Source organism: Ensifer sp. WSM1721 (assembly GCF_000513895.2).
Lineage (GTDB): Bacteria > Pseudomonadota > Alphaproteobacteria > Rhizobiales > Rhizobiaceae > Sinorhizobium.
In genome coordinates this window covers 2,247,214-2,272,898 of record NZ_CP165782.1, presented here as the reverse complement: position 1 = coordinate 2,272,898, position 25,685 = coordinate 2,247,214, and the positions used below count along the sequence as shown (strand labels likewise).

The window sequence follows — 25,685 nt, the reverse complement described above, 5'->3', positions numbered from 1 at the left end:
CCGCAGCCGGGCCCCCTTGCGAGGAGAGGGCAGCGTAAAGGGTCAGCTCCACCTCTTTGCACTGGCTCTCCGTGACTCCATACTCAGCGCCCCGACGAAAGCGATTCCATGCCCGAAAACCACAATTCCACCGCACGCTTTTTCGAAGCGGAAGGCGCCCCTAATCCCTTGGACGTCCTCAAACGTGTCTATGGCTATTCCGCCTTTCGCGGTGAGCAGCAGGCGGTCATCGAACATGTGGTAGCGGGCGGCGATGCCGTCGTGCTCTTTCCGACCGGGGCCGGCAAGTCGCTGTGCTTCCAGGTTCCTGCGCTCTGCCGCAGGGGCGTCGGCATCGTCGTCTCGCCGTTGATCGCGCTCATGCGCGACCAGGTGGAGGCGCTGAAGCAGCTCGGCATTCGGGCCGCGGCGCTCAACTCTTCGCTCACGCGCGAGGAGGCGATCGCCGTTCGTCGGGCGCTTGCGTCGGGGGCACTCGACCTGCTCTATGTCACGCCGGAGCGCGCCGTCACCGACGGCTTCGCCGAGATGATCGCCGACATCGATATTGCCCTCTTCGCGATCGATGAGGCGCACTGCGTGTCGCAATGGGGGCACGATTTCCGTCCCGAATATCGCGGCCTCGATTGCCTCGCGTCGCGCTTTCCCGGCGTGCCGCGCATTGCGTTGACCGCGACCGCAGATCCGCACACGCGCGACGATATTGTCGAGCGGCTGGCGCTGACCCGTGCGCGGGTTTTCACCTCGAGCTTCGACCGGCCCAACATCGCCTACGAGATCGTCGAGCGTGACCAGCCGCGCCAGCAGCTCCTGCGCTTCCTGAAGCGCTTCAAGGATGCAAGCGGCATCGTCTATTGCCTTTCGCGTGCCAAGGTCGAGGACACAGCGGAATGGCTGAACGCGCAAGGGATCCGCGCGCTTCCCTATCATGCCGGCATGGACCGGGCGCTGCGTGATGCGCATCAGGACGCATTCTTGAAGGAGGAGAATTTGTGCCTCGTCGCCACGGTCGCATTCGGCATGGGGATCGACAAGCCGGACGTGCGCTACGTCGCCCATCTCGACCTGCCGGGTTCGGTCGAGGCCTATTATCAGGAGACTGGGAGGGCGGGGCGCGACGGGCTGCCCTCCGAAGTCTGGATGGCCTATGGCATGGCCGATGTCATCCAGCGCCGGCGGATGATCGACGAGGGCGGCTCACCGGAGGAGATCAAGCGTATCGAAAGATCGAAGCTCAACGCGTTGCTGGCGATCTGCGAGACGGCGGGTTGCCGGCGGCAGGCGATCCTGGCGCATTTCGGCGAGGCCCATCCCGGCGGCTGCGGTCATTGCGACACCTGCCTGAAGCCGGTCGAAACCTGGGACGGTACGGACGCGGCGATCAAGGCGCTCGCCGCCGTGTACCGGACCGGCGAGCGTTTCGGCACCGGCCATTTGATCGACGTGCTGATGGGCGCCGTCAATGAAAAGACAGAGCGCTTCGGCCATGTCGACATGCCGGTCTTCGGTGCCGGCAAGGACCTGCCGGCCCGCACGTGGCAGTCGGTCTTCCGGCAGTTGCTCGCCGCCGGTCTTATTACCGTGGATCACGCGGCCTTCGGAGCGCTCAAGCTCGAGCCGGAGGCGCGCAGTGTCTTCAGACGGGAGCGGCAGGTGCTCTTCCGCAAGGACCGGCCCGCCTCCGGCAAGGCGGCGCGGGGACAGAAATCGGCGGCCGCCCGCGAGCGTTCGGATCTGGCGGGCTCCGACCTGGAGCTCTTCGAGCTGCTCCGCGCCGAGCGGCTGTCGATCGCCCGCGAGATGGACGTGCCGCCCTATGTGGTTTTCCCGGATATGACCTTGATTGCGCTCGCCAAGCGGCGTCCGCGCGATTTCGACGACCTGCTCGATATCCCGGGGGTCGGTGAAAGCAAAAGGGAGAAGTATGGACAGGCTTTCCTCGCGGTCATTGATGCGTTCGAGGATGGGGCTGACTGAGTGTCTGCTGCGCTTGTTGGGTCACTCACGGCGCGGAAGATGCTTGAATCCTGTGTGCTTCGCCTCGACAATGCGGCGAGAATTTGCTGCGCGTCGAGACCTACCGTGCTATTTGTCTAGACAAACTCCTCTTTGTTTTCGAAAGCGGCCCGCCCATGACCTCTGCCTTCCTCTCCCACCTCCGTTCCGAACTCGAGGACCTGAAGCAGGCCGGCCTTTATAAATCCGAGCGCGTCATCACCTCCAAGCAGGCGGGCGAGATCGAAGTTTCTTCCGGCAAGCGCGTCCTGAATTTCTGCGCCAACAACTATCTCGGCCTTGCCGATAACGAAGAGCTTGCCGAGGCGGCGAAGAAGGCGCTCGACCGTTACGGCTACGGCATGGCGTCGGTGCGCTTCATCTGCGGCACCCAGGAGGAGCATAAGCAGCTCGAGGCGCGAATCTCGTCCTTCCTCGGCATGGAGGACACGATTCTCTATTCCTCCTGTTTCGATGCCAATGGAGGGCTGTTCGAGACGCTGCTCGGCGAAGAGGACGCGGTCATTTCGGATGCGCTGAATCACGCCTCGATCATCGATGGCGTACGCCTCTCGAAGGCCAAGCGCTTCCGCTATGCCAACAATGACATGGCGGCACTCGAAGAGGAGTTGAAGAAGGCCGAAGGCAGCCGCTTCAAGCTCATCGCTACCGATGGCGTCTTCTCGATGGACGGCATCATCGCCAATCTCAAGGGCGTCTGCGATCTTGCGGAAAAATACGGCGCGATGGTCATGGTCGACGATAGCCACGCGGTCGGCTTCGTCGGCAAGCATGGCCGCGGCTCCGCGGAACATTGCGGCGTCGAGGGCCGGATCGACATCATCACCGGCACGCTCGGCAAGGCGCTCGGTGGCGCTTCCGGCGGCTATACCTCGGCAAAGGCCGAGATCGTCGACTGGCTGCGCCAGCGCTCGCGGCCCTATCTGTTTTCGAACACGCTCGCCCCGGTGATCGCCGCCGCTTCGCTCAGGGTCTTCGAGCTGATCGAACACGGCGATGCTCTTCGCGACCGGCTCTATGCCAACGCGGCGCTCTTCCGGGCCGAGATGTCGAAGCTCGGCTTTACGCTCGCCGGCGAGGGGCACCCGATCATACCGGTCATGCTCGGCGACGCGGCACTGGCGCAAGAGGTGGCGGCGCGCATGCTGGAGAAGGGCGTCTATGTCATCGGCTTCTCTTTCCCGGTCGTGCCGCGAGGCCAGGCGCGCATCCGCACCCAGATGTCGGCCGCCCACAGCGAGAAGGATGTGCGCCGCGCGATCGCCGTATTCGAGGAGGTCGGACGGGAGTTGGGTGTGATTTGAGGGGCAGGGCTAGGGTGAGGGGCAGGGCGAGGACCATACGATGACCAACATGATGAAGGCGCTGGTCAAGACGAAGCCGGAGGTCGGGCTTTGGATGGAGCGCGTTCCGGTGCCGGAGATCGGGCCGAACGACGTTCTGATCCGGGTCGAGAAATCGGCGATCTGCGGCACCGACGTTCACATCTGGAACTGGGATCAGTGGGCGCAGAAGACTATTCCCGTGCCGATGGTCGTCGGACACGAATTCATGGGCGAGATCGCCGAAGTCGGCTCGGCCGTCACCAAGCATCATGTCGGCGAGCGGGTTTCCGGCGAAGGCCATATCGTCTGCGGCAAGTGCCGCAACTGCCGCGCGGGGAGGGGACATCTCTGCCGCAATACCCTTGGTGTCGGCGTCAACCGCCCCGGCTCCTTCGCCGAGTTTGTCTGCCTGCCGGAGTATAACGTCGTGTCGATCCCGGATGACGTGCCGGACGAGATCGCCGCCATCTTCGATCCTTTCGGCAATGCCGTGCACACGGCGCTCTCCTTCGATCTCGTCGGTGAGGATGTGCTGGTCACCGGCGCCGGGCCGATCGGCATCATGGGCGCGATGGTCGCCAAGCGCTCGGGCGCCCGCAAGGTGGTGATAACCGACATCAACCCCGTCCGTCTCGATCTCGCGCGCAAGGTGGGGATCGACCACGTCGTCGACGCATCGAAGGAAAATCTCGCCGACGTGATGCGGTCGATCGGCATGACCGAGGGCTTCGACGTCGGGCTGGAGATGTCGGGCGCCGCGCCCGCCTTCCGCGACATGATCGACAAGATGAACAATGGCGGCAAGATCGCGATCCTCGGCATTGCGCCGGCGGGATTCGAGATCGACTGGAACAAGGTCATCTTCAAGATGCTCAACCTGAAGGGCATCTATGGTCGCGAGATGTTCGAGACCTGGTACAAGATGATCGCCTTCGTCCAGGGTGGGCTCGACCTCTCGCCGATCATCACCCATCGCATCGGCATCGACGACTTCCGCGACGGCTTCGAGGCCATGCGCTCCGGCAATTCCGGCAAGGTGGTGATGGACTGGTAGGGCGCGCCGGCAAGTTCTCTGTGATTGGTCGAGCGACAAGCCGAGAAGCGGAACGCTATTGCGAAATGGCGCCCCCAACACCAATTTCGGTGGAATATTTTTGCGTTCGCTGTTTGTGGCGGTCGCGCCGCCCATTTCGCGCCAGTTTTTATTGCTTGGTCCCGGGAAAACCAGGGCGGCTCTTGTCTTTCTTCGGGTCGCACCTACATGTTGAGCGAAAGCTGATAAACAGCACAAAACCCCGCCAGTCAGCGTTTTTTGCCGATTTGCGCGGTTTTTCACCGGAAACGCTTGACGGGATCAAAAATTCTGGGAATCACCATTTCAAGCAGAAATGGCGACATGGTACGGCGGATAGGAAATCATGCCAGGGACGTTTCAGTGGCAGGACTGTCGAAGCTTGCCCGTTCAACCGCGATCGCTGTCGTGGTTAATCAGGAATTAAACATCATCCCGTTACGTCAGGGGAAATGAAGCGGTGGCGGGTACGCGGCGTGCCCGGACCTCCGAGCGGCATTGGCACCGGGCGCAGGCCGGTTGCGACAAGGAAAGCGACGAATAAATGGCAACAAAAGTCAAAGAAAACGAAGAAGCAGACGTTGAACGCGAAGGCACTCCGGACGGTCCGCTTCTCGATCTTTCCGACGACGCTGTCAAGAAGATGATCAAGGCCGCCAAGAAGCGCGGCTATGTAACCATGGACGAGCTCAACTCCGTCCTGCCTTCCGAGGAAGTGACCTCCGAGCAGATCGAGGACACGATGGCCATGCTTTCCGACATGGGCATCAATGTCATCGAGGACGAGGAAGCGGAGGAAGTCGCCGGCGGTGACGACGACGACGGCGGCAGCGATGACAGCGACGGCGAGGGCGGCGAGCTCGCGACCGTCGGCGGCACGGCGCTTGCGACCGGCAAGAAGAAGGAGCCGACCGACCGCACGGACGATCCGGTGCGCATGTACCTGCGTGAGATGGGCTCGGTGGAGCTTCTCTCCCGCGAGGGCGAAATCGCCATCGCCAAGCGCATCGAGGCCGGCCGCGAAACCATGATCGCCGGGCTCTGTGAAAGCCCGCTTACCTTCCAGGCACTGATCATCTGGCGCGACGAATTGAACGAGGGCCAGACGCTCCTGCGCGAGATCATCGATCTCGAAACGACCTATTCCGGTCCCGAGGCCAAGGCTGCCCCGCAGTTCCAGAGCCCAGAGAAGATCGAAGCCGACCGCAAGGCGGCCGAAGAGAAGGAAAAGGTCCGCAAGGCGCGGGTTGCGGCGAACGACGACGACATCACCAATGTCGGCGGCGATATGCCTCCGCCGGAGGAAGAGGAAGAGGACGATGACGAATCGAACCTCTCGCTCGCGGCTATGGAGGCCGAGCTGCGTCCGCAGGTGATGGAGACGCTCGACCTCATCGCCGAGACCTACAAGAAGCTCCGCAAGCTGCAGGACCAGCAGGTGGAAGCGCGCCTTGCCGCGACCGGCACGCTGTCGCCGGCGCAGGAGCGCCGCTACAAGGAGCTGAAGGACGAGCTGATCAAGGCGGTGAAGTCGCTGTCGCTCAACCAGAACCGCATCGATGCGCTGGTCGAGCAACTCTACGACATCTCCAAGCGCCTGACGCAGAACGAAGGTCGACTGCTTCGCCTCGCCGAATCTTACGGCATCAAGCGTGAGGCCTTCCTCGAGCAATATTCGGGCGCCGAGCTCGATCCGAACTGGATGAAGTCGATCAGCAATCTTGCCGGCAAGGGCTGGAAGGAATTTGCCAGGGCCGAGAACCAGACGATCCGCGATATCCGGCAGGAGATCCAGAATCTCGCGACCGAGACCGGCATCTCCATCGCCGAGTTCCGCCGCATTGTGTCGATGGTGCAGAAGGGGGAGCGCGAAGCGCGCATCGCCAAGAAAGAGATGGTCGAGGCGAACCTGCGCCTCGTGATCTCGATCGCCAAGAAGTACACGAACCGTGGCCTGCAGTTCCTCGATCTCATCCAGGAAGGCAATATCGGCCTCATGAAGGCGGTGGACAAGTTCGAGTACCGTCGCGGCTACAAGTTCTCGACCTATGCGACCTGGTGGATTCGACAGGCGATCACCCGTTCGATCGCCGACCAGGCCCGCACGATCCGCATTCCGGTGCACATGATCGAGACGATCAACAAGATCGTGCGCACCTCGCGTCAGATGCTGCACGAGATCGGCCGCGAGCCGACGCCGGAGGAACTGGCGGAGAAGCTCGCCATGCCGCTCGAGAAGGTGCGCAAGGTCCTGAAGATCGCCAAGGAGCCGATTTCGCTCGAAACGCCGGTCGGCGACGAGGAGGATTCGCATCTCGGCGATTTCATCGAGGACAAGAACGCGCTGCTGCCGATCGATGCGGCCATTCAGGCGAACCTGCGCGAGACGACGACCCGTGTTCTTGCCTCGCTGACGCCGCGCGAGGAGCGCGTGTTGCGCATGCGCTTCGGCATTGGCATGAACACCGACCACACGCTCGAAGAGGTCGGCCAGCAGTTCTCGGTCACCCGCGAGCGCATCCGGCAGATCGAGGCGAAGGCGCTACGCAAGCTCAAGCATCCGAGCCGTTCGCGCAAGCTGCGCTCGTTCCTCGACAGCTAATCGCCGGTTTTCTACCGACGCCAAAAGAGTGGAGCCGGGCCCTTGCGCCCGGCTCTTTCTTTTCGCGGCCGCGGTATCGTTGCTTGTTCGCCCCCGGCGGCGGGACTATACTTTGCGGCTTGCAGCGAAGGGGCACTGGTTTGCAGTGCGAGAGACGTATTTGCACCCGCAGGCGTCCAGTTGTGCCTGAGCCTTTCCTGTCTAAGTGGAACATTCTGCCGGGCATCTTTCCGCTGGCAGCACGCGCCATGTAGGCATCAAGGCTGTAGAGCACCGCGCCGGCACTCGAGGCGCAAAAGCGCTCTAGCCCTTTCGAAATCGGAGCATCTTGGCCGCCTTTCTTCGAAGGCGGGATGGCTCTACGGGAGGTGTGATATGACCACTTACGTCGTACTTCTCAATTGGACCGAGCAGGGTATTAAAAACGTACGTGAATCTCCTCGGCGGCTCGATGCGGCCAAGAAGCTGCTTCAGGAGATGGGCGGCTCCTTCAAGGAGTTCTATCTGACCATGGGCGAATACGACATGGTCGCGGTCTGCGAAGCGCCGGACGACGCGGTGGCTGCGCGGTTCGCCTTGACCCTCGGCATGAACGGCAATGTGCGCACGCGCACGTTGAAGGCTTTCCCCGAAGCGGCCTATCGGGAGCTGATCGGTACGCTCGGCTAGATCGCTGCCCAGTGCCGCGCCCTCGCAGTCCCTGCGGGGCGAGGGCGCGCCGGTCGATGCTTACATCGGAATGGATCGAGGGGTGGCGTTTCGTGCTCGCCTTACTGCATGTGTCCTTAAATCGCAGCCGATTTAAGGACAAACATGCAGCAATTCAAAGCGCTACAGCGTCCTTTGTGCGTCTGAAAAGACGCGCGGCGCTGTAGAGAGCCTTCTCTGTCAGGAGCCGCAACTGCCCAACTGGCGTGCGTAGATTGCGGCCATGCCGGCCGCCCTCTTGGCGCCGGCCTTGGCCGTGTCGCTCCAGTTGCCGCGCTCGTAGCCGCCGTGGCCATGGTAGTAGGCGATATAGAGCCGGTAGGTGTCGTTGAGCGCGATGCCGTTCTTCCGATGGCTCTCGCTATGGTACCAGGCGATAAAACGGATCGCATCGGCGAAGTCGGTCCGGCGCGCCAGCCAGCGGCCCGTTTCGCCCTGATAGCGGGCCCACGTGCCATCGAGCGCCTGCGAATATCCATAGGCCGAGGATACCCGCGTCCAGGGAATGAAGCCGAAGAGCTTGGTACGCGGCGGCTTGGCGTTATGGCGGAAGCCGGACTCCGTATAGATCGTGGCCATCAGCACCGGAACGGGCACGCCGTATTCACGCTCCGCCTGATAAGCGGCTCGGCGCCAATTGTTGAAAAGGCCATCTCGCTGCTCGAAAACCGCACAGGCGTTCCGGGTATCCTTCGGCACCGTTCCGCAGCCGGCCAGCAACAGGAGGACGACGACAAAAACGCAACGCATCGCGGAACCTCTCGTTTGCGAGAGATTGATAAAGCGTAAATGTTAAGGATCGGTTTTGAGGAGAAGTCGAACGATCGCCGCGATCGCCGGTCGCGATAAAACGAGAAGAGCCTTTCCGACAGCCGCATCATGAAAATCACATCGCATGTCGGAACCTTTTCGTTTCGATCGTCCTTTGTTGTCTTTCAAACGGAGGAGACGAACATGGCATATGTCGACGGATTTATCGTTGCGGTACCGAAGGCCAACATCGAGGCTTACAAGGACATGGCACGGAAGGCGGGCGAGGTGTGGAAGGAGCATGGTGCGCTCGAATATATCGAATGCCTCGGCGACGACGTGCCCTATGGCGAAGTCACATCCTTCCCGCGTGCAGTTCAGGCCAAGGAAGACGAGACGGTCGTTTTTTCTTGGGTCCGCTACAACTCGCGACAGGATCGCGACACGATCGTCGCCAAGGTCATGGCGGATCCGCGGCTCCAGGGTGACGAGTGGAAATCCGTTTTCGACGGCAAGCGCTTGATCTACGGCGGATTTGAGCCTTTCCTGGAGATGTAGGATCGGCGGCGATTTAGGGATAGAGTCATGCGGTAATCAATTGCGTTGCCTACAGCGCCGCGCGTCCTATCAGACGCGCAAAGCGCTGTAGCACTTTGAATTGCTGCATGTTTTCATCCTTAAATCGCTTGCGATTTCAGGAAACATGCAGTGGCCGCTTTGCGCGCGGGCGGGCAATGTTGTTTACAAGGCAGCGGAAAGAACAAGATGCCGCAGACCGTCGTCGCCATCGCCACCAAGGGGCAGGGGCTCTACGAGTTCACCGACGAAGCCGCCGATTTCGTGCAGCGTGCCGGCGTGCCGGAGGGGCTGCTCACCGCCTTCGTCCGCCACACTTCCGCATCACTGATCATCCAGGAGAACGCCGATCCGGATGTCAAGCGCGACCTCCACGCATTCTTTCACCGGCTGGTGCCGCCGTCCTCCGACCCCTCCATGCACTGGCTCGTGCACACGATGGAGGGACCGGACGATATGCCCGCCCATATCAAGGCGGTCCTCACGCAAGTTTCGATCGGGATCCCCGTCATGGACGGGCGCCTGGCGCTCGGAACCTGGCAGGGGCTTTACCTTTTCGAACACCGCGATCGACCGCACCGCCGCGAGATCGTCCTGCATCTCGGCGCCTGATCGGGATGCCGCTTCGCAGGCTTTTTGCGGTAGAGTGGAAAGAAGGGGGAGAGAATGCCAGACGCCCAAACGATTGCCAGCCGGTTTATCGAGGCCCTGAACGATCGCGATTTCGACGCGCTTTCCCGTCTCGTCGACGAGGATGTTGCCCTCGATTCGCTCACCGGTCAGCGTACCGTCGGTGCCGGTCCTCTCAGAGCATGGGTGATGAGCTATCTGCGCCATTTCGACGAGAGCTTCGGCGACATCGTGCTGATGCGCGACGCCTTCGGCCAGCGCGTGGCGGCGGATACGACGGCGCGTGGCACTTACCGCGAGACGATGGCCGGCCTTCCCGAAGCCTCGGGCCAGAGCTATTCCATTCCGAGCGTCTTCATCTTCGAGATCGAGGACGGTGTCATCACCCGCCTCAGCCACTACCGCAATCTTCGCCTCTTCGAGCGGGAGCTGACGGGCTGAGCACGCCTGCTGCAATCGTCGAAATCCCTTGAATCAATCACTTCGCGGCGCTTCGCATGGGCGGAGCATTGTCTGAAAAAGGAACGTATCGCGTTTGAGTCCCGTTGTTCCAACGAGATCTTGAACCTGAATACCGCATGAACGGAGGGTTCCGGTACCGTTCAGTTTGTCCGGTCTATCTTTGGCGCAAATAGCCAGTTCGAAACCCTTCGCCTACACCGGAGAAACGCCATGAAGAAATTCCTCGTCAATGCCGCCGTCGCCGCCGTGCTCGGAATGACCGGACTTGTGAGTGCGACTACCACAGCTTCGGCCGATCAGCTGATCTTCGAATTCGGTCAGGGCGGTGGCGTCCATTACCGCGAGCGCGACTATGACCGCTGGGACGACCGGCGCGATTGGCGGCGCGATCGTTGGGAACGCCGCGGCCGTTGCGAACCGTGGCTTGCCGTCGACAAGGCACGTGACCGCGGCCTGCGCCGGGCCCACGTTGCCGACGTCTCCCGCCGCCAAGTCGTCGTCCAGGGCCGTCGCTACGGCGAGCGCCAGGCAATCATCTTCGCAAACGTGCGCGGATGCCCGATAATCGGCCGCTGGTAAATCCTTGAATTTCCGTCTTGTCTCCCCCGGCCGACGGAAATGGAGCCCTCACGCCTGGCGTGGGGGCTTTTCTGCATGCGAGTCCATTGACTTGGGCGAGAGAGCGGGCATTGGAATTCACAGCGCCCGTCATCCTTTCCTGAAGAGAGCGGCACACGCCGTTCAGCTTTTTTGTTGTCGTTTGGGCGGTCAGCGTCTTGGCGGCGATACGAGCGGCCCGTGGGGTTTGCTTCCGTGCCGACGGCCGCGAGTCAATCGCTGGCTAGTATTAGCCCGGTTGCGCAGCTTCCCTCCGCTCTCAGCCCTTTTTTCACCTTTGCCCCAACCACCGAGTGAACAGCACCTCTGGGGCGCGCGGGCCGCGATAGCCGAGCGCCGCATGAGCCCCCGTCGCCATCGGCTGCTCGAGCGCACGCCATGAAGCGAGCCTTCGCCGATGGCTCTGGCCTTGGAACTGGATCCGAACCGGCGTGGCGTTCTCCCTCCTGCGGGTGCCGCACCGCGTCGAGCTCGCTTTCAGCTCAAGTTCCGCGGCCCGCTACCCGCCGAGTCGTGGCGGGCCTGAGAGCGAAAAGATGCGGAGAAAGCGTGTCCAAATAGTTTTGTCAGCATTTTGGACACAGGGGCAAATAACGTAGCAAAAACAAAGACATTGGTGGGCCAGGAGGGACTCGAACCCCCAACCAAGCGGTTATGAGGCGTACGAGCCAAACGCCCCAGGAGGGTTCATAGCCGTCCAGGAACCTCGCAACGTCATGAACTAAATCACAATTCTTCCGAAACGAGGTGATCGGAAGGATCCAGGGGCGTCCACGGTCGCCGCGGCCGCCGTTGCCATTTCCGATGTCATCTCCGTTGCCACTTCCGTTGTCATCAAAAAGGCCTTCCCCGACTGCCGGAAGGGAGGGCCCAATGGCGGATCCGGCCAACGGCGCGGGATATTCCCGAGGAGGCCATGCCTGCCCGGCGCGGGCGAGGACTCGCAACTTGGAGGGAAACGACGCCGGGGTGCCGGCGGCCCGCGTGATCGGATCGGCGCCGCCCAGCCGGGCAGCACGGCCTCTGAACCGGCCGAAGTGGAGGCCGTCGTGTGTCCGGATTTTCCCGAGCCGGACTGCGCCGCCCCAGAGACGCGGCCGAATATCTCGACAGGATCGACCGCGACACCGATTGGGTTCTCGCCGGCAAGCGGATCCACGCCGTCGGGAGCGGTCGAAAGAAATCGAAGCTCCAAAACGACGATCTGAGCATTTTCGATCTGGACGAGCTCTCGATCATCATCACCGCGGACTTCGGCAATGTGCCCAATGAACTGCGCTTCGCCGCCGACGCGATCCTCGAGATCGCACCACAGTCCGCGCGGCATGTCCAGGCCGCCCGCATATTGTCGTCGCGGTCTCCGTTTTCCGATGAGATCGCCGCGGCTGTGGCTGCGAAGCAGTAGAAGATGATCATCGCGGCCCTGGCAAGACGCGAATTGAAGGAGGGCGATCTGTCAGAGCTCTCCCGACTCGGGATGGCTGCGGCCGAGGGCCCCAGCCTTTTCGCACTGCCGGGATACGAAAGGGAGAAGGCTTGGGCTCGTCTTGTCGCCAACGATGTCGCCCTGTGGCGGCAGGACAAACTTGAATGGTCGGAGGTCGGATCCGGGGCCCTCGTCTATGGCCCTCCGGGGACAGGCAAGACCCAGTTCGGCCAGGCATTCGCGAATGCCCTTGGATTGAAATTCGTGTCAACAACCGTCGGCAAATGGCAAAAGGCGGGTCACCCCGACGACACACTCCGGGCGATGCACCAGAGCTTCGCCGAGGCAGCGGCAGCAGACGGTGCGGTTCTCTTCATCGACGAGTTTGACAGCCTCGGCCATCGAGGAATGCTGCATGGAGAGAGGTATCAACTCTACTGGCAGATCGTCATCAATGAGTTTCTCAGCCTGATGACGAATTTGCCCGACGGTGTCATCGTCATCGGAGCCACGAACTTCCGCGAACTCATAGACCCGGCCGTCCTGCGAAGCGGGCGGATCGAGGAGCATTTCGAACTTTCGCTTCCGGACGATCGGACGAGATTCTCAGCTACCACTTGAAGGGTGTGATCGACGCAGCGTCTCTGGCGGACTCCGTCGCGAATCTTGAAGGAATGTCGGGATCCGACCTCGAGAAGGCGGCCCGCAATGCTAGGCGACGATCACGCGCCGAAGGACGCGCGGTTAGGATCGAGGACGTGGCTGCCGTTCTGCCGGCCCGGGCGAAGTATTCGACCGAGGAGCAATTTCGCTTGGCAGTTCACGAGAGCGGTCACGCAATGGTGGCTCTGGCAGTTGGGTTCGCCAAGAACGCAACGATAACCGTTCGCGAAACCTTCAATCCGCGCGCACATTCGAATGCTGGGGGAGAAACGTCCTACGAGCTGTTTGAAGATTGGGTCCCAACAGAGAACTCGCTGCTCGACAGGATCACCGTCGCGTATGCGGGCATGGCGGCAGAGCAGGTCGTATTCGGCGACCGTTCGCTCGGCTCAGGCGGGGTCGACGGCAGCGACGTCGAGAGAGCCACGACGATTGCCCGAAGGCTGGTGGCCTCGTACGGCCTGGGCAGCACACCGATCTTCATCAAGGACATTGAATCCCTCAAGGATTCGTCGCTACCGGCGGCCATTGAAGAAGAGGTAAGGCAGATCCTTGACGCGCAGTACCAGCGGGCACTGGAAATGCTCGAGGCAGAACGCGATCAGATGCTCGCGCTTGCGAGGGATTCGATGCTGCACAGGTCCGTGAGGGTGGAGAGCCAGAACGGAGCCGATCTACCAGATCCGGGGGCAGCCCCAGATGGGTGAGCCACCCCGCAAGACGCTTCTTCAAGCCCTGTTCGAGGTCGGCTTTCGCCCGCTGCGAAGGATTCGCATTCTTGTCGGCCAGGGGCACGTCCGCGAAAAACTACAAGTCCGTCGGTCGCGGAAAGACGCCCCTGTAGACGAAGGTTCGTCGGGATCCGGACCGGGCTCAGGCACATCCTAGTGCGCGGCCGCAACCTGTCTGCCGGGCATTTAACTCTGACCGAGTCCTTTTGCGGCGCGCGGATCGTCCCCTTCAGTTGACCTACCAAGAGCAACGCCCGGCCCGTGTTGGGGCGTTGCATCAGTAAATGTCACCCCTTGTTGTTCGAGGGCACGGCGCACCTTTTCGATCGCCTCGACGAGGACGTTGTTCTCGCCATTCTCGATTCTCACGACAATCTGACGGCTGACTCCGGAGAGCTCAGCCAATTCCGCTTGGCTGAGGCCCACCAGCGCACGAGCCGCCCGAAGAACTCGCATGATTTCCGACATCGAATCCATGCATGAACATGGGCTGTAGTTTTACCAATTTGTCAACAATTGTAGGATTCGCATGACGTGTCACCAACTGACATGAGCCAAAGCCTTGCGGGGATATGGCGTCGCTGATCGGCATCCTGCGGAAAAATATCGAAACGCCAATGGACCTTGCAGTGCTGCGCCGTCCTAAAAGGAAAACGACCGAACGGTTTCAGGTTGGATACTGGCGACCAGTTTTCACAACCTAGACAGCATCCATTTTTCCGCTGTCTACACTTAGTAAATCTGAGACGCACGCCGCTACGGATCGATGGGATCTCATTGAGGGAACAACTCGTCAACCTGGATCAGCGGACGTCGCTCTTCTGTGCCGCGCCGGAATTTAGCGGCGATCATCTCCTCCAGCGAAATGCGCCGGCGCAGTGTCTGGAAGACGTCCATGCCGTTCATGAGGATGACGCGCTTGGCGTTGAAGGCACGGAGTCCTTCATCGGTGAACCCGGAATAGGAGACGAACAAGCCACGCGTGCCTTCGAACCCGTCGCCCACCTTTTCCTGGAACGAGCGTAGCGCAGCGGCGTCACTTCGCGCATTGGTCCATTTAGCTTCGATCAGGTAAACTGTGCCTCGGTGCTCGAAGCTGCGTCGATCTGCTCGCCAATTTGTCTGAACGAGGCGCGGGCGTCCAATCCCCAAGTGTCGAACCACTTCTTAGGAATCTTTCGAAGGCGTAGCCGCGCGCCTGGGCGGCGTCTTCCATACCATGCAGCCGCGCGAACTCGTCCTCGAGTTCTTGCCGCAGCCGCTCGCTTGGAGCCGTGCGTTGAGGCTGCATGGGCGCAACCGGTGTCGCTGTCGGATCGGCTGGAAGTGGCTTGCCGCCCAAACGCTGCAGCACCGCGTTCAGACGCTCGCGGCCACCATTCACGGTATCAGTCTCGCCTCGTGAGATGAGCCCGTCCTGACGTTTCTGCTGCGCGCTGCTCAGGAATTCGAAGCACTCCTCCCGATCGGCAAGGATGGCAAAGCGATTTCTGAAATCGTTGGCGTGCACGACTCCGCACGTGGGGCACATGATTTCGTCCGCCTGATCAGCCGCCCACGTGGCGTCCTCTGCCAGTTCGTTGGCGGAGGCCTGGACCATAGCGATCTGCTGGTCGAGGCCCGCCCGCTGGTCGAGAATATCGGCGAGTTCCATCGCTCTTGTCTGCCGGGTCGTGAGCAGCGACCGCAATCTCACGAGAAGGTCGTTGATTGCCTTCTCGTGTTCCTCAGCGCTGAGCTCGAGTCCTGAGAATTCCGGTTGAAGCTTGAGCTTGTCGCGAGCCTTGCAGACAATCGCGCGATCCTGCTCAAAGACCGCCTTCTCGATTTCCAGCTTCTTCTTCTTCGCCGTCAGTTCGTAGTACTCGTTGGGCCGGATCCCGGAGATAGGGTCTGATACTCGCCGCTGTCCTCGTGACCGGGTTTGATTCAGCAGCGAATTCGTGTCCAAAGATTCGGTGCTTCCGGTTGTCTCCTCGTGCTCAAAATTCGTCCTTCCTGTAAACGACGTTGCGCAAATCCAAGGCCTATCCCCTCGCACGGTTTTGATCGACCAGGCCTGGCACCCAAACGAAGCGATATGGTCAAGTTCGATAATCGCCGCGGCCAGCATGCGAGGCGTGCTTCAATGTATGCCGATAAACTCTCGGATCGTGCGCAATTTACGGGGGAAGTGACAGGGTGTACTCTTTCGCAGAGCCGCGGTGGCGACGTTTGAGAAGGCAGGAAATTCCTTTTTGACTACGTGCAAGCCGTCCCGGAGACACAGCGATGAGCCTGACGCGACGTCATATCCTGGCCAACACAATGGCGACAGTGGCATGTGCGGTCGCCCTGCTGACGCCGAAGCGTACGCAGGGGGCGGATGAGATGGAGGACTTCCTGTGGCGTCTGACCGGGCGGAAGGCAACGCCTTCGAATCGGCTTCGCCTCGTGATGCCAGCGGAATTCCCGACCGGCTATACGGTGCCTATGAGCATCTCGGTCGACAGTCCGATGACCGAGGCCGACCACGTCAAATCCGTCCGCGTGTTCGCTCCGAAGAATCCGCTCGTCGAAGTGGTGCAGTTTCATTTCGTTCCGGGGCGCAGCCTCTCCAGTGTCTCGACCCGCGTTCGGCTGGCCGCCCCGCAACATGTGGTGGCGCTTGCCGAGATGAGCGACGGTAGCCTGCTGATGGCAAAGGCCTGGGTGACGGTCGCCACCAATGGCTGTCTCTGAAAGTTGCGCAAGGAGGTAGGCGTGACCACTCCCATACCCCGCGTGATGGTTCCAGGCTCGGTAGCTAAAAACGAGGTGTTCACGGTCAAGGCCATCATCCAGCACCAGATGGAGACGGGGCTGCGCACCGATTCCGCGGGTAAGACGATCCCGCGAAAGATCATCAATCAGTTCGTCTGCCGCTACGGCGAGCTCGAGGTCTTCCGTGCCGATCTGCACGAAGCCGTCTCGGCCAATCCGTTCCTTGAGTTCCAGTTGCTCGCGACGGAAAACGGTCGTCTTGAGTTCTCCTGGCGGGAGGACGGCGGCGCGACCTATTCTCTCTTTCACGACATAGTGGTCACCTGACATGAAAAGGGAACGGGCGGCCGCGATTGTCTCGCGTGCGAAGGGCCTCGCAGCCGAAATCCGGTGGTTGCTCGGTACTTCGCTTTCCGCAATTCTCCTTTTTCCCGGAAATTCGGCCGCCGAGGACGCAAGCCAGGGCGCTCAGATCGCCGCCACCTGTGCGTCCTGTCACGACCCAGCCGGCCGCGGGCAGGCCATTCCGCCGATCGTGGGATTGGACGAACAGAGGATCGTCAAGGCCATGCTCGCCTTTCGTGCGAGCGAAAGCCCCAGCCTTGTGATGCATGCCGTTGCACTGTCGCTCACCGACGGCGAACTGGCCGTGATGGCGCGCTACCTCACTGACAGAGCCAACGCCGGGAGGCAGCCGTGACGGCTTGGACGCGCCGCCAGATCGGTGGTCTAGTCGGAGGAGCGCTGCTGGGGGTGGCTGCACCACATATTGCTCGTGGTCAGGGACGGCCGAGGGTCATCGTGATCGGCGGCGGAATCGGCGGCGCAACGGTTGCCCGATACCTCGCTGACCTGAAGTCAATTGACGTCACACTGGTCGAACCGAACTCCGCCCACGTCACCTGCTTCTTCAGCAATCTCTACCTTGCCGGTCTTCGCTCGCTCGCCTCCCTGACCTTCGATCTGGAGACGCTGGCCGAACGCCACGGCATAACGATCATCCGCGACAGCGCGGTGGCGATCGACGCCCCAGGCAAAGGTGTTGAACTTCAGGGCGGCGCAAAGCTCTCCTATGACCGCCTCGTCGTCGCCCCGGGGATCGCCTTCAAGTTCGCCGAGATCGAGGGCTATGATGAGGCAGCGGCAAAGATCATGCCGCATGCCTGGATTGCCGGATCCCAGAGCGAACTGCTGCGCCGGCAGCTCAAAAGCATGGACGACGGCGGTGTGTTCGTTATCGCTGCGCCTCCAAACCCGTTCCGCTGCCCTCCGGCCCCATATGAGCGGGCCTCGCTGGTCGCTTACTATTTCAAGCAGTTCAAACCGAAATCGAAGATACTCATTCTCGACGCGAAGGATAGGTTTTCGGGTCAGGAACTGTTCCAGGATGCGTGGTCGCGTCACTATCCGGGCATGATTGAATGGCTACCGTCTCAGTTCACCGGGGCCATCAAAGCCGTAGATGTCGCGGCGCGATCGGTGGTGACAGAAGGCGAGACGTTCAGGGCGGCGGTCGCCAATATTATTCCGGCCCAGAAGGCGGGGCTCATCGGCGAGAAGGCAGGTCTCACTGACGCATCCGGCTGGTGCCCCGTCGATCCTGTGACGTTCGAGTCGACGTTGCAGCCCGGCATCCATGTCGTAGGCGACTCGATTATCGGCGGCGACATGCCGAAGTCTGCCTTCTCTGCCAACAGCCAGGCCAAAGCATGCGCTTTTGCCATTGCGGCTTCCCTCACGGGCTCGCCTCAGTTTCCGCCGCACCTGTTCAACTCGTGCTACACGTTTCTAGCGCCCGACGACGCTTTCACCAATGCCCTCACCTTCGCACCGGAGGGTGGAAGGATAAAGACCGTCAAAATGTTGATCAGCAAGGTGGGCGAGAGCGCTGAGGCCCGCCGCCGCACCGCCCGACACGCCGTGGGCTGGTATTCCGCCTTCACCGCGGATGTTTTCGGCGGGGGCTCCTGAAGCAATGCCTGAGTCTGCCGACCAGCGTGATGGGTCCAGGTCCGGCAGGCGCATTGAATTCATAACGACGAGAACGCTCGATCCGGCCATAACGGCCGCCGCGAGAATCGGCTGCAGGAACCCCGAGCACCGCGGCGATCAATGCGATGAGATTGTAGCCCAGGCCCAGAGGAGATGGTGAGAACCGGTGAACCGTGCGGGCGACGTCGACCCAGGGCAACACCCCACGCCACCCGTCGGCAAGACGTGTGCGGTCGTTGCCAAAACATGCGTCCTCTTCGTCGCGCCAGTTCGGGTTCACGCAAGGATGGCCGTAGCCGCTCGTCCGGACAGCGGCCGCCCCCTAAAACTTGCCCGGCTGCAGCACCGAACCGGTGTTGGACCACGTGATGTACGCTTCGAGCGCCTTCATTGCCTCGGATTCCGGATCGATCTTCACACCCTGGTTCGGCTTCTCGATGCACCAGTTGATCATGTCCCGGAGGGTCGCGAACTTGGCGATCTGCGGCTGGAACTTCGGGAAGGATTGGGGGTGTGTGTCGGACGCCATGGGATGACACATCGCGCAGGCCATGCCAGTTTTCGAGAGGTCGTCGGCAACACCTAGCTGCTCGGCCATCTTCTGGTCGCCATGGAAGAGAAGGTCACCCTTCCTGACCTCTTCCATGAACACTTCCTGATAAGCCTTCAATTGCTCCGGCTTTACCGGATCTTTATGGGCGCTGGTCGGCCCCGCCAGAACGGCGGCAATGGCAATTCCCCCGACGAGGGGGAAACGCCGTGTTAACCAGCGGATTTTCGAGCAGGCTATCATGACCATTCCTCCCCTAGTAGGGCCACATGTTGTCCGCGACCCTCGGCCGGATCACTTCCGAAACATGCTTGTCATGGTCTTCGGGGGACTGCACGAAGACTTCCTTGCGGCCCCACATGATGTATTCCACTTCCACCTCATCGGTGGCCGCCACATTGATCTTTTCCCAGCCAACGCCGTCGAAGGGGTCGCCGGGATCGACGCGGATCATCGGCTTGGTAAGTTTCGGCAAGCCTTCCGGTGCATAAGGCCAAGGCCAGGAAGTCGCCAGCATGCCGATCGAACGCAACGTCCCGATCTCGTTGTAGAGGACCTGGTGCACGTGACCGTGAATGTTCGTGACCTTGGCATAGGGTTTCAGCACCTCATGGACTTCGCGCCAGTCACGCACCCAGAAATTCCACGGCGGATAGTACTCGTAGAGGGGGTTGTGGCTGAAGATGACGACGGGGCGCTGCTTGTCCCAGTCGGCGAGGGTCTTTTCCATCCAGTCGAGCTGATCCCGGCCGACGCCCGCCCATGGTCCGGCGACGGTGCCGTCGAGTGTGGCCATATGGCCCATCCGCTCCTCGGGCGTCATGTTCTTGGCCGTCCAATAGTCCGGGCCGCGGCTGACGGTATCGAGGCCAATGAAGCGCACACCCTTATGGTCGAAGGTCCAGTTGGGTTGGCCAAATAGCTCGCCCCATTTCTTGCCCATGTCGAGGTACCAGTCATGCTCGCCTGGGATGTAGTGCTTGGGGATCGTGATCTCCTTCAGGAGGTCGACGCCGAGTTCCAGCTCCTCGATCTTTCCGAGCTGGGCCAGATCGCCACCGAAGATCAGGAAATCGGCCGGCGGATCCATGGCCTGGACCTCCTGAGCCGCACGCACCACCTTGTCTACGAAGCGTGTGTTCAGGGACCTTGGATAGAGATGGGTGTCGGAGATCCAGGCAAACTTGAACGGCGCCTCGGCGGCATGGGCAATATCGAGCGTGTTGAGCAGCGGCCACCAGGCGAAGGCCTGGCCGACAGTTGCCGCGCCGAATACGAGGGATCCGTGGATAAAGGTGCGGCGGGTAATTTTTAGTGAGTCGTCGGGCCGAACCCCTTCAGGTTGCAGTACGGAATGCATTTCGCGGCGAATGCGGTCAAGTTCGTCAGACATGACGAATCCTCCTCTCAGGCCGACAGAAGAACTCGGCCCCACAGAGGCAGACATGGCGTGTAAGCCAGTCAGTGCTTTTCTTGTTCTTTACTTTACTTTTCTCACGCCGACACGTTACCTATGCTACTTCTTCTTAAGCTCGATATCGAACTTGGTGGTTTTCCCGCCCTCGACTTTAACGGGCATTTCCGTGGGTCCGATAAAGGGCTGCACTGCCACGAGCTTGTAGTCGCCCGGCGGAATGTCAGTGATGGAAAACTTGCCGTCAGCGCCCGTGACCGCGTAGTAGGGATTGTCCACCACGTAAATCCAGCCTTCCATCCAGCCATGCGCGTCGCAGTCGATGCGCACCGTGCCCGGCCGCGGCAATTCAACCGGTATGCGCTGACCTTTGTTCGGCAGGGCCAGGTTAAAGGCGGTGCGCTTGCCGTAATAGCCGTGTGTGTTGTGAAGCATCGGGTCCGAGTTGATCACGTCAAGCGGGCCTGCGGCGATCACCTGCACTTGGGGTTCGAAGCGGCATTTCAAGTTGTTCAGCTCGGGTGTCTTGCCGGGTGCGGGCCATTCCTTTCCCGACGCGACGTCGACCAGATATACAACCGCGCTTTCGACCGCCTGATCGGCGCCAACGCGGATTAGCGGTTCATCCCGCGGTTGCCCGCAAACCTCAACATCCTTTGTCGGAATGATCTTGGTCGTCGGAACGTCGCCGCGATAGACGATGACGCCTTCAATGGATCCGCCTCCCGTTACGGCGCTTACCTCATAGGATAGAGCCGGCGGTGCGATCATCATAACCGCAGCAGTTCCAAGAAACTTAGAGAAGAAGCGGTGCTTTGTCACAGCAAGCCTCCTTCGCCTTGAAGGAAACATTGCATTTTCATTCAGAATGATTCTAATATCAAGGCGAAATCGCGATTTTGGCAGGGCTGGCGACGAATATAGATAGACGCCAGCGGGAAACACCCGGCCGCGTCATATCTCTACGTGTCCATTGCAAGGCTGAGCTATCGGAGCAGTTCTTCGGCCTCGCCAGGCATCCGGTTCGCATCGCCGCTGAGAGCGTGCAGCGAAGATGAAGGATGTTGGCCCGTGATGAGGAGGCACGACATGGAGAGGCGGAACGATCTGCTTTGGGCTTCGACCTGCAGACGCGCGGTTCTCCATGGATTGATTTCGGCTGCGGTATTCGTAAGCACCGTGCCTGGATTCGCAGCGTCGCCGGTCACCGTGGGCGGACCGTTCAGTCTCATCGAACCGGGTGGCGCCGTGGTGACCGACGCGAAGTTCCGCGGCAGATGGATGCTGGTCTTCTTCGGTTACACCTCCTGTCCGAGTCTTTGTCCAACGACGCTGAGCGAGATTGCCATCGCTCTCGACAGGCTTGGCCCCGAGGCAGCGAAGGTGCAGCCAATCTTCATCACAGTCGATCCCGAACGCGATACGCCCGCTGTTATGGGGCAATACACCGGCGCCATCGACCGGCGAATCCTGGGACTGAGCGGAAGCGGGGAGGAGATCGCCGCGGTGGCGCAGAAATATGGCGCTTACAGCGACCGCCATCTGCAGGGAACAGGCGCCGACTATATCGTCGACCACAGCACCTACATCTACGTCATGGACCCTCAGGGCAAGTTCGTTCGCGGCTTGCGGGCCGGAATGTCCGGTGATTCCATGGCCGATATGCTGCGGCAAGTGATGACGAAGCATCGCGAGTGAATCGTCGATCGGTTGCAACTCGGAGACAAGGAGGCCATGTCTGAACGCTTGTCCCGCCCTCAAAGGTTCGTGACAGCTCGATACGATCGCTTCTTCGCCGACGCGACAGCCCAGCTCCATGCCGAGCATCGGTACCGCGTATTCGCGGACCTCGAACGGATCGCCGGGCATTTTCCGCGCGCAATCTGGCACGGACCGAGCGGGTCGAAAGAAGTCGTTATCTGGTGTTCCAACGACTATCTGGGCATGGGGCAACACCCGAGTGTGATCGGCGCCATGACTGAAACCGCGAAGCGTCTGGGGACGGGCGCGGGGGGCACGCGTAATATATCCGGAACCAGTCATCCGCTGGTCGAGCTGGAAATTGAGCTCGCGGATCTTCATCACAAGGAAGCAGCGCTGGTCTTCACTTCAGGATATGTCTCAAACCAGACATCTATCTCCACGATTGCGAAGCTGGTCCCCGAGTGTGTCATCCTCTCGGATGCACTCAACCATAATTCGATGATCGAGGGTATACGGCACTCGGGCTGCGAAAAGCGGATCTTCCGTCATAATGATCTCGGCCATCTCGAGGAATTGCTGAGGACGGCCGGGCAGGGGCGGCCGAAATTAATCGTGTTCGAAAGCCTCTATTCGATGGATGGCGATATCGCCCCGATCCGCCACATCTGCGATCTTGCCGAACGTTACGGGGCTATGACTTACCTCGATGAGGTCCATGCCGTCGGCATGTACGGCCCGCGCGGTGGCGGCATCGCCGAAAGAGACCGCGTCATGCACCGGGTCGATGTTATCGAAGGAACGCTTGCCAAGGCGTTCGGCTGTCTTGGTGGTTACATTGCGGGAAGCTCCCCGCTCATTGACGCGGTGCGCTCCTACGCGCCGGGGTTCATCTTCACCTCAGCCCTGCCGCCACCGATCTGTGCCGCTGCCACCGCCGCGATCCGCCATTTGAAGGTGTCGCAGTCTGAGCGCCAGGCTCATCAGAACCGGGTCCAGCGGGTGAAGGCCGAACTTACCGCGGCGAAGCTGCCGGTTATGGCGAGTGACAGCCACATCGTTCCGGTGCGGCTCGGCGATCCGGCGAAGTGCAAGGCGGCGAGCGACATGCTACTCGCTGAGCATCGCATCTACATCCAGCCGATTAACTATCCTACCGTGGCGAGAGGAACCGAGCGGCTGCGCATCACGCCCTCTCCGTGCCATGGCGACATCATGATCAGCCAACTTGCGGCCGCGCTCAGCAAGGTTTGGGATGAACTCGGGCTGCCACGCGAAAGTGCCGCCCCCGCGGCGGAAAGAAGAGACACCGCGTAGCCCTAAGAACACCGAGCCAATTAAAAAGCGCCATTGCGTCCTTTGGTCATCTGCTCAGATGCGCGACGCAAGAAAGGGAGGGAGACATGACGGCCAAGGAGATCAGGCTCGCTTTTCGGGCCCGCGACAGCATGCTGCATGGCATCGACACGCTTGCGCGTGCTGTCGGCGTGACGCTTGGGCCGCGCGGTCGAAACGTAGCCATCAACCGCTCCTTTGGCACGAAAATCACCAAGGACGGTGTGACGGTCGCGAGGGAAATCGAACTTGAGGACAGGTTCGAGGACATGGGCGTTCAGTTGCTCAGGCAGGTCGCCATCAAAACCTCCTATCAGGCGGGCGACGGAACGACGACAGCGGTGGTCCTCGCCGACGCAATCCTCAGGGGCGGTGTCCGGGCGGTCACTGCCGGCATGAACCCGATGGACCTGAAGCGCGGGATTGATCGTGCGGTCGAGGCGGTCGTCGCGGAGTTGAAACAGAATGCAAGAGCTGTCGCTTCAAACGTCGAGATCACGCAGGTCGCCACAATTTCGGCCAACGGAGATCGGGAGATCGGCCACATCATCGCCGAGGCGATGGCGAAGGTCGGCAACAACGGCGTGATTATGATCGAGGAAGGAAGGTCGCTCGAAACCGAAAGCGAGGTCATCACCGGCATTCAGTTCGACCGCAGCTACATCTCTCCCTATTTCGTCACCAATCGAAACAAGATGCAGGTGGAGATGGAGGACGCGCTTGTCTTTATTTGCGAGAGGAAGCTGTCGAGCCTTAGCGAAATATTGCCGCTGCTGGAAAAAGTCGTGCAGGCCGACAGGCCGCTTCTCATCATCGCCGACGACATAGAGGCCGAAGTCAGGGCGGCGCTGGTTGTCAACAGGCTGCGCGGCGGCCTGAAAGTGGCGGTCGTCAAGGCGCCGGCCTATGGCGAGCTCGGCAAGGCGATCCTGCAAGACATAGCATTGCTCACCGGCGGGACAGTCATCTCCGAGGAACTCGGCCTCAAGCTCGAGTCCATGTCGCTCGACAACCTCGGCCGTGCCCGGAAGATTAGGGTGGACAAGCAGAATACCACGATTGCAGAAGGAGGGGGCTCAAGCGCGGAAATCGCTGCGCGGATCGCTGCGATCAAGGCACAGCTCGAACTAAGCACGTCCGACTTTGATCGCGAAAAACTTCAGGAGCGGCTGGCACGGCTCTCCGCCGGGATTGCCGTGATCCGAGTCGGCGGCGCGACCGAGTCGGAGGTCAGGGAGAAGAAGGACCGTATCCGCAACGCCATGCATGCCACCCGTGCCGCCGTGGAGGAGGGCATCGTGCCCGGCGGTGGCGTCGCTCTCCTGCGCGCAAGCAGGGCAATTGGGACTCTGAAGGCCGAGAACCTCGACCAGCAGGCCGGCATCAATATCGTCAAGGAAGCCATAACCTGGCCGGCGAAACAGATTGCGTCCAATGCGGGCGTGGATGGCTCGCTCTTCGCCGCCCAGATTCTACAAAGAGATGACTATGGATGGGGCTACGATGCGCAAGCCGGAACATTTCGCGATCTGTTTGCGGCGGGCATCGTCGATCCTGCCAAGGTCGTGCGCACGGCCCTTCAGGGTGCCGCCTCCATGGCCGGTCTCATGATCATGACGGAGGCGATGGTGGCCGAGGTGCCTGGTCCGCCGCCGCCAGAGCTTCCTGGCCACCACGATCACGAGGACAATCTCGACATTGATTTCTAGCTCATCCCGCCGGTTTGCATGAGAATTATGGAACGATGCGCGCCGAGCCCGCTCGCATCGTTCTCACGACCCGCGTTCAGGAAGGTCGAAGCTGAGCTGCAACATTCGCGCAATGTTTATGAGAATCGTCTCGCAGACCTTATCTTGATTAGGATCCAGATATTTGACAGTCCAGTTTGCCCCGTTCTCCCTGGTTTCGAGCCGCTGAATCGCAAAATCGGTGACGTGCTCGCATCCCGGCTCCTTATGAAGATCCGCGAGGATCAATGCCTTAAGCTCCGAAGCTTCCTTCGTATGTCTTTGCATGGCCGCTCTCCTTCCGGATGACAACTTTCGACGCATCGATCAACTGCATAATCGCGGTCTCCGCCATGGCTAGACATGGTACTGTTTTAGCTCTATTTTTAAAAGTTGCCCCTCGTCCACATGAAGGAGGTGGCTTCTATAACGATGAGCGGGTCACCGGTGCATCGAGAAGCCGAACCAGGGCGAGAAGATCGATCCCGAATCGGAGGCGATGAAGGCGCTCGAGGCGTACATCACCGGTCGAACACCGGCTCGGTGTTGGTGCCACGCAAATACTAGTCTAGTCGATAGACGGGGCACCGGCTGCAGGGAGCGCGCCGCGAGTCCGCCATCGGGGTCACCCCTCGATGCCGGAGG

The 25,685-nt window shown here is 60.8% G+C and carries 27 protein-coding genes; 19 read left to right on the top strand and 8 right to left on the bottom strand.

Annotated elements, in window-relative coordinates; genetic code table 11:
- Positions 1 to 108 precede the first annotated feature (108 nt).
- The 5 genes from recQ to M728_RS11105 all read left to right on the top strand — a co-directional run bounded on the left by recQ (position 109) and on the right by M728_RS11105 (position 7,684).
- Positions 109 to 1,977 (top strand): DNA helicase RecQ, encoded by a 1,869-nt coding sequence (gene recQ / locus M728_RS11125; protein ID WP_026618925.1) that lies wholly within the window; start codon positions 109 to 111, stop codon positions 1,975 to 1,977.
- A gap of 155 nt (positions 1,978 to 2,132) precedes the next feature.
- The gene (locus tag M728_RS11120; RefSeq protein ID WP_026618926.1) at positions 2,133 to 3,320 is read left to right on the top strand and encodes a glycine C-acetyltransferase; all 1,188 of its coding nucleotides are present in this window, start codon (positions 2,133 to 2,135) and stop codon (positions 3,318 to 3,320) included.
- Between the two features lie 40 nt (positions 3,321 to 3,360).
- On the top strand, positions 3,361 to 4,395 hold the full coding sequence (gene tdh / locus M728_RS11115) for an L-threonine 3-dehydrogenase (protein ID WP_026618927.1): 1,035 nt from the start codon (positions 3,361 to 3,363) through the stop codon (positions 4,393 to 4,395).
- A gap of 562 nt (positions 4,396 to 4,957) precedes the next feature.
- Positions 4,958 to 7,015, top strand: coding sequence for an RNA polymerase sigma factor RpoD (gene rpoD / locus M728_RS11110; protein ID WP_026617903.1), 2,058 nt, complete (start codon positions 4,958 to 4,960; stop codon positions 7,013 to 7,015).
- Between the two features lie 375 nt (positions 7,016 to 7,390).
- Positions 7,391 to 7,684, top strand: a complete 294-nt coding sequence (locus M728_RS11105) for a GYD domain-containing protein (RefSeq protein WP_026617902.1) — start codon at positions 7,391 to 7,393, stop codon at positions 7,682 to 7,684.
- A gap of 219 nt (positions 7,685 to 7,903) precedes the next feature.
- Here M728_RS11105 and M728_RS11100 read toward each other — a convergent pair whose 3' ends face one another.
- Positions 7,904 to 8,473: a transglycosylase SLT domain-containing protein gene (locus tag M728_RS11100; protein ID WP_026618928.1), complete on the bottom strand. Its 570-nt coding sequence runs from the start codon at positions 8,471 to 8,473 to the stop codon at positions 7,904 to 7,906.
- 204 nt (positions 8,474 to 8,677) lie between these two features.
- Between M728_RS11100 and M728_RS11095 the strand changes: the two genes are divergently transcribed.
- The 7 genes from M728_RS11095 (at position 8,678) to M728_RS11065 (ending at position 13,555) form a co-directional block, all read left to right on the top strand.
- Positions 8,678 to 9,031: a DUF1428 domain-containing protein gene (locus tag M728_RS11095; RefSeq protein WP_026618929.1), complete on the top strand. Its 354-nt coding sequence runs from the start codon at positions 8,678 to 8,680 to the stop codon at positions 9,029 to 9,031.
- Between the two features lie 207 nt (positions 9,032 to 9,238).
- The gene (locus M728_RS11090) at positions 9,239 to 9,661 is read left to right on the top strand and encodes a secondary thiamine-phosphate synthase enzyme YjbQ (RefSeq protein ID WP_026618930.1); all 423 of its coding nucleotides are present in this window, start codon (positions 9,239 to 9,241) and stop codon (positions 9,659 to 9,661) included.
- A gap of 54 nt (positions 9,662 to 9,715) precedes the next feature.
- Positions 9,716 to 10,120: a ketosteroid isomerase-related protein gene (locus tag M728_RS11085; protein ID WP_026618931.1), complete on the top strand. Its 405-nt coding sequence runs from the start codon at positions 9,716 to 9,718 to the stop codon at positions 10,118 to 10,120.
- 231 nt (positions 10,121 to 10,351) lie between these two features.
- Complete coding sequence (locus tag M728_RS11080) at positions 10,352 to 10,720, top strand: hypothetical protein (protein ID WP_026618932.1); 369 nt, start codon at positions 10,352 to 10,354, stop codon at positions 10,718 to 10,720.
- 1,090 nt (positions 10,721 to 11,810) lie between these two features.
- Positions 11,811 to 12,164 (top strand): hypothetical protein, encoded by a 354-nt coding sequence (locus tag M728_RS11075; RefSeq protein WP_026618933.1) that lies wholly within the window; start codon positions 11,811 to 11,813, stop codon positions 12,162 to 12,164.
- A 3-nt stretch (positions 12,165 to 12,167) separates the two neighbouring features.
- The gene (locus M728_RS11070; protein WP_026618934.1) at positions 12,168 to 12,806 is read left to right on the top strand and encodes an ATP-binding protein; all 639 of its coding nucleotides are present in this window, start codon (positions 12,168 to 12,170) and stop codon (positions 12,804 to 12,806) included.
- A gap of 137 nt (positions 12,807 to 12,943) precedes the next feature.
- Positions 12,944 to 13,555 carry a hypothetical protein gene (locus M728_RS11065; protein WP_198023362.1) on the top strand — a complete coding sequence of 204 codons (612 nt, stop codon included), beginning with the start codon at positions 12,944 to 12,946 and terminating at the stop codon, positions 13,553 to 13,555.
- 210 nt (positions 13,556 to 13,765) lie between these two features.
- Here the strand turns inward: M728_RS11065 and M728_RS11060 are convergent, their stop codons facing one another.
- The 3 genes from M728_RS11060 to M728_RS11050 form a co-directional block, all read right to left on the bottom strand.
- The gene (locus M728_RS11060; protein ID WP_245269655.1) at positions 13,766 to 14,047 is read right to left on the bottom strand and encodes a helix-turn-helix transcriptional regulator; all 282 of its coding nucleotides are present in this window, start codon (positions 14,045 to 14,047) and stop codon (positions 13,766 to 13,768) included.
- A 306-nt stretch (positions 14,048 to 14,353) separates the two neighbouring features.
- Positions 14,354 to 14,743, bottom strand: coding sequence for a restriction endonuclease (locus M728_RS11055; protein ID WP_156943324.1), 390 nt, complete (start codon positions 14,741 to 14,743; stop codon positions 14,354 to 14,356).
- Positions 14,637 to 15,692, bottom strand: a complete 1,056-nt coding sequence (locus tag M728_RS11050; RefSeq protein WP_026618937.1) for a hypothetical protein — start codon at positions 15,690 to 15,692, stop codon at positions 14,637 to 14,639. The genes M728_RS11055 and M728_RS11050 overlap by 107 nt, the downstream gene beginning before the upstream one ends.
- 158 nt (positions 15,693 to 15,850) lie before the next feature.
- Here M728_RS11050 and M728_RS11045 point away from each other — a divergent pair, with 158 nt between their 5' ends.
- Genes M728_RS11045 through M728_RS11030 form a run of 4 tightly spaced genes read left to right on the top strand, consistent with a single transcriptional unit; the run spans position 15,851 to position 18,292 of the window.
- A complete protein-coding gene (locus M728_RS11045; protein WP_026618938.1) occupies positions 15,851 to 16,300 on the top strand; it encodes a thiosulfate oxidation carrier protein SoxY in 450 nt (149 codons plus the stop codon).
- A 45-nt stretch (positions 16,301 to 16,345) separates the two neighbouring features.
- Complete coding sequence (soxZ, locus tag M728_RS11040; RefSeq protein ID WP_026618939.1) at positions 16,346 to 16,648, top strand: thiosulfate oxidation carrier complex protein SoxZ; 303 nt, start codon at positions 16,346 to 16,348, stop codon at positions 16,646 to 16,648.
- Between the two features lies 1 nt (position 16,649).
- Entirely contained in the window at positions 16,650 to 17,021 is a 372-nt protein-coding gene (locus M728_RS11035) for a c-type cytochrome (protein ID WP_026618940.1), read from the top strand.
- A complete protein-coding gene (locus M728_RS11030; protein ID WP_026618941.1) occupies positions 17,018 to 18,292 on the top strand; it encodes an NAD(P)/FAD-dependent oxidoreductase in 1,275 nt (424 codons plus the stop codon). Before M728_RS11035 ends, M728_RS11030 begins: the two co-directional genes overlap by 4 nt.
- A 343-nt stretch (positions 18,293 to 18,635) precedes the next feature.
- Here M728_RS11030 and M728_RS11025 read toward each other — a convergent pair whose 3' ends face one another.
- The 3 genes from M728_RS11025 to M728_RS11015 all read right to left on the bottom strand — a co-directional run bounded on the left by M728_RS11025 (position 18,636) and on the right by M728_RS11015 (position 21,099).
- The gene (locus M728_RS11025) at positions 18,636 to 19,106 is read right to left on the bottom strand and encodes a c-type cytochrome (RefSeq protein ID WP_026618942.1); all 471 of its coding nucleotides are present in this window, start codon (positions 19,104 to 19,106) and stop codon (positions 18,636 to 18,638) included.
- A 13-nt stretch (positions 19,107 to 19,119) separates the two neighbouring features.
- Positions 19,120 to 20,256, bottom strand: coding sequence for a metallophosphoesterase (locus M728_RS11020; protein WP_026618943.1), 1,137 nt, complete (start codon positions 20,254 to 20,256; stop codon positions 19,120 to 19,122).
- A gap of 123 nt (positions 20,257 to 20,379) precedes the next feature.
- Positions 20,380 to 21,099: a carboxypeptidase regulatory-like domain-containing protein gene (locus M728_RS11015; protein ID WP_026618944.1), complete on the bottom strand. Its 720-nt coding sequence runs from the start codon at positions 21,097 to 21,099 to the stop codon at positions 20,380 to 20,382.
- 267 nt (positions 21,100 to 21,366) lie between these two features.
- On the opposite strand from M728_RS11015, the gene M728_RS11010 reads away from it, so the two are divergent.
- The 3 genes from M728_RS11010 (at position 21,367) to groL (ending at position 25,022) form a co-directional block, all read left to right on the top strand.
- Positions 21,367 to 21,975, top strand: coding sequence for an SCO family protein (locus M728_RS11010; RefSeq protein WP_026618945.1), 609 nt, complete (start codon positions 21,367 to 21,369; stop codon positions 21,973 to 21,975).
- 36 nt (positions 21,976 to 22,011) lie between these two features.
- Positions 22,012 to 23,295, top strand: a complete 1,284-nt coding sequence (hemA, locus tag M728_RS11005) for a 5-aminolevulinate synthase (protein ID WP_051440812.1) — start codon at positions 22,012 to 22,014, stop codon at positions 23,293 to 23,295.
- Between the two features lie 86 nt (positions 23,296 to 23,381).
- Entirely contained in the window at positions 23,382 to 25,022 is a 1,641-nt protein-coding gene (gene groL, locus M728_RS11000) for a chaperonin GroEL (RefSeq protein ID WP_026618947.1), read from the top strand.
- Positions 25,023 to 25,085: 63 nt separating this feature from the next.
- On the opposite strand, the gene M728_RS10995 is transcribed toward groL, so the two are convergent.
- Entirely contained in the window at positions 25,086 to 25,328 is a 243-nt protein-coding gene (locus tag M728_RS10995) for a hypothetical protein (protein WP_026618948.1), read from the bottom strand.
- Between the last annotated feature and the right edge of the window lie 357 nt (positions 25,329 to 25,685).

What these genes read in the sequence shown, in the direction of transcription:
- tdh (WP_026618927.1), top strand. Translation starts at nt 3,361, where the DNA reads ATGACCAACATGATGAAGGCGCTGGTCAAGACGAAGCCGGAGGTCGGG.
- M728_RS10995 (WP_026618948.1), bottom strand. Translation starts at nt 25,328, where the DNA reads ATGCAAAGACATACGAAGGAAGCTTCGGAGCTTAAGGCATTGATCCTC.
- M728_RS11090 (WP_026618930.1), top strand. Translation starts at nt 9,239, where the DNA reads ATGCCGCAGACCGTCGTCGCCATCGCCACCAAGGGGCAGGGGCTCTAC.
- M728_RS11025 (WP_026618942.1), bottom strand. Translation starts at nt 19,106, where the DNA reads ATGATAGCCTGCTCGAAAATCCGCTGGTTAACACGGCGTTTCCCCCTC.
- M728_RS11105 (WP_026617902.1), top strand. Translation starts at nt 7,391, where the DNA reads ATGACCACTTACGTCGTACTTCTCAATTGGACCGAGCAGGGTATTAAA.
- M728_RS11070 (WP_026618934.1), top strand. Translation starts at nt 12,168, where the DNA reads ATGATCATCGCGGCCCTGGCAAGACGCGAATTGAAGGAGGGCGATCTG.
- M728_RS11120 (WP_026618926.1), top strand. Translation starts at nt 2,133, where the DNA reads ATGACCTCTGCCTTCCTCTCCCACCTCCGTTCCGAACTCGAGGACCTG.
- rpoD (WP_026617903.1), top strand. Translation starts at nt 4,958, where the DNA reads ATGGCAACAAAAGTCAAAGAAAACGAAGAAGCAGACGTTGAACGCGAA.
- M728_RS11045 (WP_026618938.1), top strand. Translation starts at nt 15,851, where the DNA reads ATGAGCCTGACGCGACGTCATATCCTGGCCAACACAATGGCGACAGTG.
- M728_RS11085 (WP_026618931.1), top strand. Translation starts at nt 9,716, where the DNA reads ATGCCAGACGCCCAAACGATTGCCAGCCGGTTTATCGAGGCCCTGAAC.
- M728_RS11100 (WP_026618928.1), bottom strand. Translation starts at nt 8,473, where the DNA reads ATGCGTTGCGTTTTTGTCGTCGTCCTCCTGTTGCTGGCCGGCTGCGGA.
- hemA (WP_051440812.1), top strand. Translation starts at nt 22,012, where the DNA reads ATGTCTGAACGCTTGTCCCGCCCTCAAAGGTTCGTGACAGCTCGATAC.
- M728_RS11060 (WP_245269655.1), bottom strand. Translation starts at nt 14,047, where the DNA reads ATGTCGGAAATCATGCGAGTTCTTCGGGCGGCTCGTGCGCTGGTGGGC.
- M728_RS11080 (WP_026618932.1), top strand. Translation starts at nt 10,352, where the DNA reads ATGAAGAAATTCCTCGTCAATGCCGCCGTCGCCGCCGTGCTCGGAATG.
- M728_RS11035 (WP_026618940.1), top strand. Translation starts at nt 16,650, where the DNA reads ATGAAAAGGGAACGGGCGGCCGCGATTGTCTCGCGTGCGAAGGGCCTC.
- M728_RS11020 (WP_026618943.1), bottom strand. Translation starts at nt 20,256, where the DNA reads ATGTCTGACGAACTTGACCGCATTCGCCGCGAAATGCATTCCGTACTG.
- recQ (WP_026618925.1), top strand. Translation starts at nt 109, where the DNA reads ATGCCCGAAAACCACAATTCCACCGCACGCTTTTTCGAAGCGGAAGGC.
- soxZ (WP_026618939.1), top strand. Translation starts at nt 16,346, where the DNA reads ATGGTTCCAGGCTCGGTAGCTAAAAACGAGGTGTTCACGGTCAAGGCC.
- M728_RS11050 (WP_026618937.1), bottom strand. Translation starts at nt 15,692, where the DNA reads ATGCTGGCCGCGGCGATTATCGAACTTGACCATATCGCTTCGTTTGGG.
- M728_RS11095 (WP_026618929.1), top strand. Translation starts at nt 8,678, where the DNA reads ATGGCATATGTCGACGGATTTATCGTTGCGGTACCGAAGGCCAACATC.
- M728_RS11010 (WP_026618945.1), top strand. Translation starts at nt 21,367, where the DNA reads ATGGAGAGGCGGAACGATCTGCTTTGGGCTTCGACCTGCAGACGCGCG.
- groL (WP_026618947.1), top strand. Translation starts at nt 23,382, where the DNA reads ATGACGGCCAAGGAGATCAGGCTCGCTTTTCGGGCCCGCGACAGCATG.